Source organism: Flavobacterium hauense (assembly GCF_054457175.1).
This window is the reverse complement of sequence record NZ_JBTKVX010000002.1, coordinates 105,620-118,445: the sequence shown is the minus strand read 5'-3', so window position 1 is coordinate 118,445 and position 12,826 is coordinate 105,620. Positions and strand designations below refer to the sequence as shown.

Annotated in this window: 11 protein-coding genes; 5 read left to right on the top strand and 6 right to left on the bottom strand. The window is 42.0% G+C overall.

What is annotated here, in order from left to right; genetic code table 11:
- Positions 1-11 precede the first annotated feature (11 nt).
- Positions 12-1,010 carry a substrate-binding domain-containing protein gene (locus ACX0HA_RS01660; protein ID WP_458843528.1) on the top strand — a complete coding sequence of 333 codons (999 nt, stop codon included), beginning with the start codon at positions 12-14 and terminating at the stop codon, positions 1,008-1,010.
- Between the two features lie 170 nt (positions 1,011-1,180).
- Here ACX0HA_RS01660 and ACX0HA_RS01655 read toward each other — a convergent pair whose 3' ends face one another.
- A complete protein-coding gene (locus ACX0HA_RS01655) occupies positions 1,181-1,900 on the bottom strand; it encodes an NUDIX hydrolase (protein ID WP_458843527.1) in 720 nt (239 codons plus the stop codon).
- A gap of 271 nt (positions 1,901-2,171) precedes the next feature.
- Entirely contained in the window at positions 2,172-2,711 is a 540-nt protein-coding gene (locus ACX0HA_RS01650) for a 5' nucleotidase, NT5C type (RefSeq protein ID WP_458843526.1), read from the bottom strand.
- 117 nt (positions 2,712-2,828) lie between these two features.
- Here ACX0HA_RS01650 and ACX0HA_RS01645 point away from each other — a divergent pair, with 117 nt between their 5' ends.
- A complete protein-coding gene (locus tag ACX0HA_RS01645) occupies positions 2,829-3,578 on the top strand; it encodes a DeoR/GlpR family DNA-binding transcription regulator (RefSeq protein WP_458843525.1) in 750 nt (249 codons plus the stop codon).
- A gap of 62 nt (positions 3,579-3,640) precedes the next feature.
- Positions 3,641-4,111, top strand: coding sequence for a hypothetical protein (locus tag ACX0HA_RS01640; protein WP_458843524.1), 471 nt, complete (start codon positions 3,641-3,643; stop codon positions 4,109-4,111).
- Positions 4,112-4,190: 79 nt separating this feature from the next.
- On the opposite strand, the gene ACX0HA_RS01635 is transcribed toward ACX0HA_RS01640, so the two are convergent.
- Positions 4,191-5,063, bottom strand: coding sequence for an AraC family transcriptional regulator (locus tag ACX0HA_RS01635; protein WP_458843523.1), 873 nt, complete (start codon positions 5,061-5,063; stop codon positions 4,191-4,193).
- 184 nt (positions 5,064-5,247) lie between these two features.
- Between ACX0HA_RS01635 and ACX0HA_RS01630 the strand changes: the two genes are divergently transcribed.
- Positions 5,248-5,841: a hypothetical protein gene (locus ACX0HA_RS01630; protein ID WP_458843522.1), complete on the top strand. Its 594-nt coding sequence runs from the start codon at positions 5,248-5,250 to the stop codon at positions 5,839-5,841.
- Between the two features lie 17 nt (positions 5,842-5,858).
- Here the strand turns inward: ACX0HA_RS01630 and ACX0HA_RS01625 are convergent, their stop codons facing one another.
- Positions 5,859-6,848 (bottom strand): helix-turn-helix domain-containing protein, encoded by a 990-nt coding sequence (locus ACX0HA_RS01625; protein WP_458843521.1) that lies wholly within the window; start codon positions 6,846-6,848, stop codon positions 5,859-5,861.
- 199 nt (positions 6,849-7,047) lie between these two features.
- On the opposite strand from ACX0HA_RS01625, the gene ACX0HA_RS01620 reads away from it, so the two are divergent.
- Positions 7,048-9,636 carry an Ig-like domain-containing protein gene (locus ACX0HA_RS01620; protein ID WP_458843520.1) on the top strand — a complete coding sequence of 863 codons (2,589 nt, stop codon included), beginning with the start codon at positions 7,048-7,050 and terminating at the stop codon, positions 9,634-9,636.
- A gap of 52 nt (positions 9,637-9,688) precedes the next feature.
- On the opposite strand, the gene ACX0HA_RS01615 is transcribed toward ACX0HA_RS01620, so the two are convergent.
- The gene (locus ACX0HA_RS01615) at positions 9,689-10,669 is read right to left on the bottom strand and encodes a Gfo/Idh/MocA family protein (protein WP_458843519.1); all 981 of its coding nucleotides are present in this window, start codon (positions 10,667-10,669) and stop codon (positions 9,689-9,691) included.
- 459 nt (positions 10,670-11,128) lie between these two features.
- Positions 11,129-12,826 (bottom strand): DUF6029 family protein, encoded by a 1,698-nt coding sequence (locus tag ACX0HA_RS01610; protein ID WP_458843518.1) that lies wholly within the window; start codon positions 12,824-12,826, stop codon positions 11,129-11,131.

The following is a 12,826-nucleotide window of genomic DNA, read 5'->3' as shown; positions in this document are numbered from 1 at the left end:
TTGCATTCATCATGAAAATAATAAACATCGATAGCAGGCATAGCTTGCCCAAATACAAGCAGATCATTTTATCTGTAGAGACAGCCATTGCCGAAAAGCGCCTTAAGCGGGGTGATAAGCTTCCATCGGTCAATAAGGTTGCCCTGGAATTTTCGCTTTCAAGAGACACTGTGCTATTAGCCTATGACGAACTGAAAAAACGCGGCATCATTTATTCCAGGCTCGGCAAGGGCTATTACATCAAGAGTGAGGAATTCAGCTTTGAACGGCGCATCTTTTTGCTTTTTGACGAGTTCAACTCCTTCAAGGAAGACCTTTACAATTCATTTATGGAGACGATGGCTAACCATGCGCAGATTGATATCTTTTTCCATTATTTCAGCATCGAGGTCTTTAAAAAGCTCATCAACGAGAACAATGGCGATTATTCAAAATACATCATCATGCCAACCACGCTTGAAGGGGCAGCGGCAGCTATTAAGGCATTGCCCGCAAATGATGTCTACATTCTTGACCAGACCAATGACGAACTGAGCGGATACCCATCAGTACACCAGAATTTTGTAAAAGACATGTATAACGGCCTTACAGAGGGTAAGGTAAAATTGCGCAATTATAAAAAACTGATATTGATATTTCCTTCCTTTAAGCAGCCACCGGGCATGGCTGAGGGATTTACAGGCTTTTGCACTGATAACGGTTTTGACCATGAGATAATCCCCGATTTTGAAAACCGGCAGCTAAAGCACGGCGAGGCCTATATTATTCCTAACGACCGCCATCTGGTAAGCGTTATGGAACAAGCCCGTGAAAGAAAACTGAAAATAGGAGTTGATGTAGGTGTGATATCCTATAACGACACGCCCCTGAAAAAAGTGGTAGGCAATGGCATCACGACCATATCTACCGATTTCAGGGAAATGGGAAGGCTTCTTGCCGAAATGATAGTAAAACAGGATAAAGGGCAGATTGAGAACAAGAGCAGGCTGATCGAGAGGGGGTCGTTGTAACAGCTTCGGAGAAGCGGCATATTTATAGGGCCCATGAACCTATCAACGAAGAGCTCCGGAGGAGCGGAATATAATCCCGCTCCTCCGGAGCTCTTTTAATATTTCATAATAATTTCTATAAATATGTCGCTCCTCCGGAGCTTACAATATTTACCTAATCAATCTGTATATTAATACTCAAAGTTAAAGCCCTTTTCGGTAAGCTTTTCATAGATCTTAGGGTCAAATTCATAAAGCTGGGCAGCGCGGTGCGAAACATCCTTTTGTTTTTCATCGAGTGCTACAAGCAATTTCATGTGCAGTATCTTTCGCCTGAAATTGGATTTATCCATCTCTATGCCCAGTATCTGCTCATACAGCTGCATCAGTTCGAACAATGTAAATTTTTCAGGCAAGAGGTTAAAGCCTATCGGTGCCTGTCGTACACGACGGCGAAGATTCATAAGGCTGTAATCGAATATCTCGTTATGATCATAGATAAGCTTGGGCACATCGGCAATTTTACACCATTTGGCGTCTGATGCTGTAAAGCCTGCACGTATATTATAATCCTCTTTCTTTACCAGCGCATAATACCCAATTGTAATAACACGGCCCAGCGGAAAACGGTCAGGATCCCCAAAAGCCTTTAGCTGCTCGAGATAGGTATTATCAAGCCCTGTCAGGTCGGCCAACAGCCTGTGGGCAGCTTCGTCGATACCTTCATTCTCATGTATCCATCCCCCGGGCAATCCCCACTCCCCTTTACGGATGCCGTGGGCATGCTCAACAAGCAGCACTTCAAGGCTTCCCTTGTCAAACCCAAAGACAACACAATCTATGGAGATCGCATTCATAACTGAACGTTCCGCAATTTTTCCCGATTCTTTATCAATAGTATTAGTAGGCATCTCTTACATTTAATACCTACGAATATAAACAATTTTAAGAACGACAAGTCGGGCTTTTCTTTAAAAAACAACAATTCATTGCCCTTTTGCCTAAAATTTCGCTCTTTTCTTGTTATTTATTGCCAATATAGGAATAAAAACAGTCGTTTATTGTCATTATAACCATATACTATAAACCCTGCAAGACTTAAAAATCCTGCAGGGTTACCCAAATATTCAAGCCATAAACATCTTTGGCTTAACTCAGTTATTCTTAAACTTCGGTAGAAATTTATTCAGCTGCTTCAAATCCCTTCAATAACCCCGATACCTCATTCCAGTGGTTTACCCTTTGATGGTGATTCAGGTTTACATTATGAAAGGCCGTAAACATAAGCGGCTTTCCTTTACAGAAGTCAAGGTTCTTAATATGGTCATCGATCATATAATCGGTATCGATGATGCTCTTATCGCCGCAAAAGATGATGTTCTTCCAGCTGATAAACGGGAAATGCTCAGCAAGCCACTCGTGCTTTTCGAACAGTGACAGCGGAAACTCCATCGCTGCAGATACAACATATACATCATAGGTTTCCATAAGCGAACGCACAGTTTCTACAGCACAGTCCATTACCGGAATGTTGCGGAAGAAGCCTTCAGTATTCAGTATCTTTATTAGCAGTTCTTTATCAGGAAAAAGCTCGTGGTCCTCTTTTCCCTGAATCTCATCTCTTGTAATAGTACTTCCGGTTTCCCTGTTGTACCAGTCTATGAGGTATTGTTCAATATCGGCGAGTACGCCATCCATATCTATAGCTATCGATTTTTTCATTGTTGCATTATTTTGCATGTTATTGCATTATTACGGCACAAAGATAGATACATTCATTTTAGTATTGCAATATTTTGCAATAAATATTTGCGTATATTTGCAACATACTGCAAATTTATGATAAAAGAAGAACGTTTACAGTTTATATTAGGTCAGCTAACACAGGACAGCAGGGTGCGCCTTGACGAGCTTAGCGAAATGCTTAAGGTATCGGAAGACACTGTGCGCCGTGACATTAAGGAACTAGACACCCGCGGTCTGCTAAAGGCCGTACGTGGCGGAGCCATAGTGCACTCACCCATCCCTCACCATTACAGGGACAGGGAGAAATATGACCTTGGCCCTAAAAAAGTGGTAGCAACTAAAGCGCTTGATTTTTTACAGGATGGACAGGTAGTGTTTTTTGACGGAGGAACATCGGTAGTGGCGCTGGCGGCAAGCCTTCCTAAAAACCTGAAGATAACAGTGGTTACCAATAGCTTTCCTGTAGTAAACGTACTGGAAGACCATCCCAATGCAGAGGTTATCTTTGCAGGCGGCAGATTGTACAAAACCTCTTTTACCACCATGGGGTTGGAAACGCTGGACACCTTCAGCCGCGTGCGTGCCGACATCTGTTTTTTGGGGATATGCAGTATCCATGAGAGCATGGGCGTAACCGCAATGGACTATGAGGATGCACAGGTAAAAAAAATGATGGTAGAAAAAGCAGCCAAAACCATTGCCATGTCATCATTGGAAAAAACCAACACGGTAGAGTCCTTTTACATCTGCCCGGTAACCGACCTGGATGTCATTATCACCGAAGCTGAACCTGAGAACAAAATGCTGAAAGCCTTTGTGGATATGGGGATTAGTGTGGTCTAAAACTTGGGCACGAGCGAGACGTGTGTACCAACAGGGGTATTTATCTAACAAATATCATAATTATGATAATAGAATATTTAAGAGAATTGGAAAATTTAAATTCTCAGAATTTACAAGATATTTTTCCTAACAAACCTTTACCAGTAACTGACATATTTCAGTTAGAACAATTATATAATAATGGGAAACCTTTTCCAAAAGTTTTAAGAGAATTGCTACATATAGCGGGTAATAAATGCTCTGTAATTTCATTAAGTAGAAAGGGACCTTTCCTGTACCAACTTGCAATACGAGAAGCGATAAGTAATAGTGATCATACTATTTCACGTCCTTTTTTTGCTTTTGACCAATTTGATATAGATTTATTTTCGTTGGTTTTTCTGGATGAAGAAACGGAAGATCCGGAGATAGTTCATTTTAATTTAAATGAAGAGGAATCAAGCTATGAGTATATGATGAGATCGGGTGTAACATTATCCAATTTGATTAAAGGGAGGATAGTCGATGTTAAAAAAGGATATAATTATTATTAATATTTTGGATATAATTTAAATTGATCAACTAGTGCCAACACCAACCCGATAGCGCGGATTTGTAATTCGTGCTTTACTACTACTGCACTACCGCCCTCAGCTCATTCCGATACCCCGAAGCGCTCTTACCCGTAAAATCTTTAAACGACTTATTAAAGTGGCTAAAATTATTGAAGCCGCTTTCGTAACACACATCAGCGATGCTCATTTGCTTTTCCGCCAATAGCTTGCAGGCGTGTACTATGCGGTATTCGTTTACAAAACGTGTAAAGGTCTTATTGGTCACCTTTTTAAAGTAACGGCAAAACGAAGGCACTGTCATGCTCGCCATATCAGCCATAGCATCAAGGGGAATCTCATCCCTGAAATTATCCTTCACATAATTGAATACCATATTAATGCGGTCGTTGTCCTGAAGTTGGGTTTCGAGCGAAAAGCCTTCTGCATTGAGTATCTTATAATCTTTAGCGTGTTCCAGTTCGGCGAGTATGCTTATCATTGTAAGCAGCTTTTCAAGCGGAGGCTGGGCTTCCATGGCTTCTATCTTTTCGCCTAATGCTATTTTGGTTTCTTCACCAAAAGCAATACCTCCCTTAGCCCTTTCAAACAGTTGGTGAATGTTCTTTGTTTCGGGCAAGGCCATAAACGCATCACCCAAAAAATCAGGCTTCATCTGGATAACGGTCTCATTCTTATTACCTGTATGATCATCGGTAAAACCGCAATGCGGCAGGTTGCTGCCTATAAGTATCAGGTCGCCATCAGTATAATAGGAGATGTGACTGCCTATCTGGCGCTTGCCGGTACCGCCATTTACAAACACCAGCTCCACCTCAGGATGGTAGTGCCACAGGTGTGCTTTTATATTCGCATTCTGCACATATTTCGAATAGTAGAACGAACTACCGAAAGCAGGTTCGATAACCTCGTATGTAGCCTTGATATTTTTCATTTAGGATGTCTTTTGGAATACCAAATTTATTAAAATTTTGCCAATATTTACATTAAAATAACCTATAACGTTTTCGCAAAGGTAATATAGCATATAAATTAGAAAATATAGACAATCATAGTAGTATAGAACAGGAGTACTTTAGCACCATAGAATTTTTGTTAAACCAATAAAAAATAATAGTATGAAAAATGTAGTGAAATTCGGTTTAGCCCTTGCAGTATTTTTAACTGCGTTTGGAGTAAGAGCAAATGATGCAGATTTTTCTGTAAGCGTAAGAAGTGGTCTTGGAAAATTAATCAATTTTTCAATCAACAATACTAAAGCACACGTATCTATCACGGGTAAAGACGGTGAAGTTCTTTTTGAAGAGAACATTAAAGGAAAAGACGGAAAGATCAACAGGACATACGACCTGAATGCATTTCCGGCAGGAAGCTATTTCCTTGAAGCTGAAAACGGTGCGAAAATTGCCCGTTATGAGATCAAAATCGATGCAAAGACAGCTTTGGTTTCAGAAAAAGCCATTGCAGAGGTGATTAAGCCTGTAGTAACGACTAAAAACGGTATCGTTACCGTAACCATCAAAGAAGTTAACAATACCCCGGTAGAAATTATACTTTATGATGAGAACAACACAGAGTTATTCAATGAGACGTTTAAAGGCGAAGCTGCCTACGCTAAACGCTTTGACACCAATAAGATAAATGCTGCGAAATTTACCGTAGTAACAAAATATAACGATAAAATGTTTGTTGAAACTGTTGCTGTAAAGTAACAGTTTGTTAGGTTTGGTTATAGAAACAGGCTTCCGCTATGCGGAGGCCTTTCTTTTTTCCTGAACTTCTCGGGCGTAGTCCCGTATCGCTGCTTAAAAGCCGTAGAAAATGACTGCCCATAAACATACCCACAGCACTCTGCAATTTCAGCAATAGGCATTGCTTCTTCTGCCAGCAACTGTGCCGCTTTTACCATTCTTAGCTCGTGCAGGTAACCAAAAACAGTCGTGCCATACAATGCCTTAAACCCTTTCTTAAGCTTAAAGTCGTTCAGTCCGCTCAGGCGCGAGAGCTCTGCCAGCGAATGACTGTAGGCTATATTTTTTTCAAGCAGCTTTTTTACCATTTCAAACTTTTCGACATCATGCTGTTTAACGTGATTACCTTCTTTTTTTACAGCCGAACCACATTGTTCGATCTGAAGCGACAAGAGCTTCAGCATATTTGTTTCGGTATACAGCTGCCTCATAACCCCTTCTTTTTCACAATGCAATATCTCGTTAAGAAGAGTATACATTTCTGCCGTAATGCGTAAATGGACTGAACTTAATACCGAAAGCTTATCCTCATTCATGTTTTTTATGAATGCATACAGTAAAGGATGGCTTTCAGGCAGGAAACGTTTAAAATATTCTTTGGTAAATTGTATCTGAATATAGATACTCTCGTTTACTTCGGCCGTTGGTTCGATATAAAATTCACTATCAGGTATGTAATACAGATTGTGGTATCCCGCATCTATCGAATCCCTTACATTACTTTGCGAAAAATGGCTGTCCCTGCACCCGGAAAGCAAAAAGAACATTTCCACATACGGACTGTCATTCATTACCTGGACCGGCACTGGTTTTATAAACTTCAGCCTGCCATATAGCAACCGTATACCGCTAAAATCGACTTTTTTTATAACTACTTCTCCAAAGCCGTCAGAAGCATTTTCCACAGGCTTCTTTTTCCCGTGGCTTACAATTCTGCAGCTATCGTCCAGATGTTCATAATTTTCCATCCTTGATAAAATATCCGTTTGGCTTAGTTTAAAATCCGTTTGGCAAACAACACTGTCTGAGGGGTTCCTGAAATTTGCCGCAAATCTAGTTATTAATATTTAGTCTAAATAGTGATAGTGTATGTTCAAAAACAAATATCACAATATGACCACGTATTGTTAATTAATCGCAGATATGTAATATAAACTACCTAAAATAATGTCGAATTTTTCAACTTTTAAAAAAACAATAGCAGCATTATTTCTGCTCATTGTATCAAACCTCACTGCCCAGGAGTGTGCAGCACCCTATGGCCTTGCGGCCGTAAATACAGGTATGGCCCACGCTAAAATATACTGGGCAGCACCACAATCTGTACCTTCACCGGGCTATGAGTGGCAACTTACACTAAACGGCAACACAGTTGTATTACAATCAGGTGCCGCAACACAGCCGGCAGGCCTGCTTGTTACCAGCCTTCAGACGGCTACAGCCTATACACTTAAGCTACGCAGTCATTGCTCAGAAACATCTAACAGCAGCTGGACTGAATTAAATTTTAGCACTAAAACAGCTTTTTCGATCAGTGAAGGTCAAATTGGTGAAGGTGAAAATGCCAATCCTTTTTTTGGAGCTATTTATGCCCCTATGATGTATGCAGGAATTGCCCAGCGTAATGGTTCTGTATCTAATATGCTCTTTACGCAGGCCGAGATGCAGTCGATTAATATTCCTATAGGAGCCAATATCACGGGAGTTGCCTTCAACAAAATCAATGCGGCTTATGGCGGCGATGCTTATCCTGACCTTAGGTTCAGGATGTTTGCCAAAAACTCGGTTGCTCAGGCACCGCTTGACATTACCACTACCTATGCCAGTATCATGACATCGCACACCGAAGTAATTGATAATCCGGCCTATGACCTTCCGGCAACCGTTGGATGGATCGATTTTAACTTCGAAACCCCGATTGCTTATACCGGTAACGGTTTAGAACTGGCAACGGCAATGTACCAAAACGGACAGACGGCACAGTTCAGCGCTTTCATATCATGGCAATTTACTTCCGGATTTAGTGATTATGTTATTGGCGCATGGCCGATCAATACCGTGCCTATGAGCGGCAACCTTACCCTAAACCATAACAATGGCACCGGATCATATAAAGAACGCCCTAACATTAAGATCTTTTACGAGATAAGCAACACTGTTACCGGAATAGATGTTCTTCCCTATAACAGCCCGGCAACAATAACGCAAAACCACGGAACACTACAGCTGGTTGCCCCAATAACGCCGCAGCATGTAAGCCAGGAAAAAACATGGCAAATAATTTCCGGTTCACAATATGCAACCCTTAATGCTAACGGAATAGTAACTGCTGTTGCTAACGGCACAATAGTAGTTCAGGCCACAGCTGCCGATAACGCAACAATTACAGATACTTTAGAGATAACGATCAGTGGGCAGCTTCCTCAGGCTACAGGCCTGGAAATAACCGTTGCCGGTAATGCTCCTGCAACGATCACTACAGATGACGGAACGCTACAACTGATAGCCACTGTGCTGCCTTCAGGCGCTAATCAAAATGTGGTATGGAGCACCATATCAGGCAATGCTTTTGCTTACACGACACAGGATGGTGTGGTACACGCCATCAATAACGGAACAGCTACAATTCAAGCCGTTAGCACTGAAGACAATATGATCCTTGACACCATAGAAGTGACCATTTTAGGGCAGGTAGTACCTGCTGTAAGCCTTGAAATAACTGTTGCCGGCAATGCTGCTGCAACGATCACCACAGATGACGGAACGCTACAGTTGGTAGCCACCATACTGCCTTCTAACGCTAATCAAAATGTGGTATGGAGCACGATATCAGGCAATGCTTTTGCTTACATGACGCAGGATGGTGTAGTACACGCCATCAATAACGGAACAGCTACAATTCAGGCTGTAAGTACCGAAAACAATACAATCCTTGACACCATAGAAGTGACCATTTCCGGGCAGGTAGTACCTGCTGCAAGCCTTGAAATAACTGTTGCCGGCAATGCTGCTGCAACGATTACCACAGATGACGGAACGCTACAGCTGGTAGCCACTATACTGCCTTCTAACGCTAACCAAAATGTGGTATGGAGCACCATATCAGGCAATGCTTTTGCTTACATGACGCAGGATGGTGTGGTACATGCTATCAACAACGGAACAGCTACAATACAAGCAATTAGCACTGAAAACAATACGATCCTTGACACCATAGAAGTAACCATTTCCGGGCAGGTAGTAGCGGTATCGGGCATTGTCATTACGGTTGAGAATAATGCAGACCCGATTATCACAACCAATGGAGGAACACTACAGTTAATTGCTACGGCAACTCCTTCTAACGCTAACCAAAATGTAGTATGGAGCACCATATCAGGCAATGCTTTTGCTTACATAACACAGGATGGTGTGGTACACGCCATCAATAACGGAACGGCTACAATTCAGGCTGTAAGTACCGAAAACGCAACCATTTTAGATACTATCGAAGTTACTGTAACAGGTCAGGTATTAGGACTGGATGAATTCAATAAAGATGAAGTTATCATTTATCCTAACCCGGCTCAAACGGTTATTACAATACAGTCGCAATATGATATCAGCGATGTTGAAATTTACACCCTTGAAGGTAAAAAGGTACTGGAAAGCACAGGCAATAGCATTGATATAGCAATGTTACCGCAAAGCAATTATATACTGATCGCCAAATCAACAGATGGTAAGATCACATCAAAAAAGATCGTGAAAAATTAATCAGTCTGATTTTTTACGTCAAAAGGCCTCCGCAATGCGGAGGCCTTTCTTTTTATAGTCCGGTCATGCGGTCCATCACCTGGCTTGCCCGGGCAGCGGTTCGCCCGGTAGACGGATGCTGTGTATTGCCACGCAAGTGTTCCCTCATGTTCATCACGTGATATAGTTGTATATTTTCAGGATGTGCTATCTCAAGTTCTACCCGGCCTTCGGCAGTAGTGAGTACGATTGGGGCATCGTCAAAAACAACAAACCCGATCTTGCCTTTACTGCCAATGATCGTAACGCTGTCATCCTTTTCAAAGCTACCGAAATTCCAGGTACCGGTACCGGTAACACCGGTCTCATGCAGCCAGGAACCCACAACAGCATCATTCGCACTGTATAAGTCCTGCTGGTTTACACTCACCCCCGATACTTCTTTAATATCGCCCAAGAGGTAGGCAAAAAGATCAAGCCCATGACTGGCAAGATCCTCATAATAACCCGATTTAGCTATGGCAGCATCTGTCCTCCAGTTAAAATCACCCGAGACATCGACCGGAGAAGGTGTCCTGCTAAGGTGCCAGTTCACGTGGCGCACCTCGCCTATTTTACCTTCATCAATCCATGATTTCACCTGTAAGAACCTTGGCAGCGAACGGCGGTAGTAAGCTACAAATAGTGGCAGGCCCTTTGCCTCAAAAGCTTCACAGATAGCAACACAGTCATCATAAGAAGGTGCCATGGGCTTTTCTATACAGCACGGCTTACCTGCTTCGGCTACTTTGAGGGCATAGTGTTTATGGGTATCGGGAGGTGTCGCTATATAGACCGCATCAACTTCAGGGTCGTTTATAAGCAGGTCAGCATCAGCGTAATACTTAGGCACACCATGCCTTTTAGCATAGTCAGCGGCTTTAGCAGCGTCACGGCGCATTACGGCGTGTAGTTCGAAGCCATCCGTCTTTTGGTAGGCCGGCCCACTTTTGCGTTCGGTAACATCGCCGCATCCAATGATACCCCAGCGAATAATCTCAGGATAATTTCCCATTTTTTACTTGTTTTTTGGAAAGCTAAAAATAGTATTTTTTACCAAAACACTTATAGTCGAATAGACATTATTGAAAGATAAATATTGCAGAATATTGCAGGTTTAGGGGGCTTTTAATTCTTCCCATGCCATATACTGCAACATATCTTTATAACTAAATGACATTCTGAATATTAGCTTTAAAAAACAGTGCTTACTATTACACTTTGCGTATTTCAGACGTCACTAAAGGGCAAAAAACACATTTATCAACTTACTGACTATCAATGTATAATTTTTAATGTTGCGCTTTGGGTTATTGGAGTGAAAAATGCTATTTTTGGAGTATAAAAAATGAAAAAAAGAAGTTCATTTTTTTATATTTTTCAAATTTTGGTTTATCCTCAAAAAAAAATCTCCGAAACAATGCTCCGGAGATCTTCACGTATATAAAACTTTGGTAATTAATGTAATTCTTTCTTAGAATGCAGTACTGATGTTTAAGGTAAAACCTGTACTCTCAGGAACGAAACGGCATACACCGCCTACACATACAAGACCGCCACGCTGCCTTCCGTAGTTGGCTGCGATACGGGTTGCCCCAATACGGTAAGCACCTCCCATGTTATAGTAATGCGTTTGTTTGCTTGAGTCATCATTCCCGTAATTATAAATATCCCAGAAATAGAACGAATAGGTATCGTTAAGATTAAGCTCAACAGTACCTCCGGCCCAGTTCTTCTTATCGGCATCAGCCCACATGTGCTCACCCTCAACGCGAATTGAATTTTTCTCGGTAAAGTTATAAGTAGCTTCTCCAGTCACGATATTGGTCTTAACCTTATCGCCTCCTTCGAGCCAGTCTTTATTATAGAATTGATTGATATAATAAAAACCTGTCAGCCATGTATCAGAAAGCCTCTTTTTGATCTCGATGTTGTAATCTGAGAAATACTTTTCGCCAACCCCAAAGAAGTTAGTGTTATAGTCCGGTGGTACAGCCCTGTAGCTACCCGGCAGGTTATACCAGCTCGAAGCATTCAGTGCCACTTTAGTACCATATTTACCGCCTATAGCCGTTTCTTTCTCAAAGTCATAGTAGATATCAATTTGCCCACCGGTCTCACCGGCTTTCATTTTTGTGGGATCTATAAAATCTACCTTGCTTTGCGCCTGGAACACATAGATATTAGCCAGGTTCGAGTGATGCTGCTTAGTAAGCGCCGGCGTAAAGTTAAGCACCTTATCATTAAAGTTAAGGCTGGTTGTCTGAAGGTCGCCTGTAGCAGTCGGAACCCTTTCAGATAGTATCTTCATGTTTTCCATCCTGCGCAGGGTAGCATCGATACCAAGCCCTGATTTAGAGTAACCAAAGTTTAGCAAAACCGTATTACCGGGTTTAACAAAATCGTTAGACAACTTGTTTTGGGCATCAAGCACTCCGTCTTCAGCTTTGTAATCATATTCACCCGACACATAAAATGCATCGTGGATGAAATTGAACCTGAAAGCCGACATGCTTGTAAGGCTGTTGAAAGTAGGGTCCGGCAGATCGATCTTCTCATAACGGCCTACGTAGGTAACACCAAATGAAAGGTCGCTTTCCTTGAAGTTCAACAACTTGCTGATGTTAAAATCAGAGTCAAATCCGTAGACATCTCCATCTGCAACACCAAAACCACTACGCTGCCTTCCATACAATGCAGTTAGCCTCACATTATCGCTTGGCCTGTAGATCACCCTGCCACCTCTGATGGCAGTATTGATACCCAGCGCGCGGTCTTCCCATGCACGAAGCAGCATTCCGCTGCCAAACTGCTCATAGAAATATCCCGCAGTAAATTCAAATTTTTCGGTTTTATAGCTCGCGAAATAAATACCAAGGTCGGTACCTTTAAAACCCGGATTATAGTTTAGCAGAGCATTAGGCTCATAAGCCTCCACCTGAACTCCGGCAGTAAAGCCTTTCAGCTGGTAGTTTACAAGCAGGTAATTGTTAGAACGCACAGGGTCTTCAGGATGCGCAAGCCCCCTGCCTTTATCGTTAAGGTACCATTGGGCATTCGACTCGAAACTACCGTAAATTTTTCCGTAATCCTTCTTTTGGATCGTATCATTCTCCTGCGCATACAATGACCCCGCAGCAAAAGGCAGCAATAATAAAAATAGTTTTTTCAT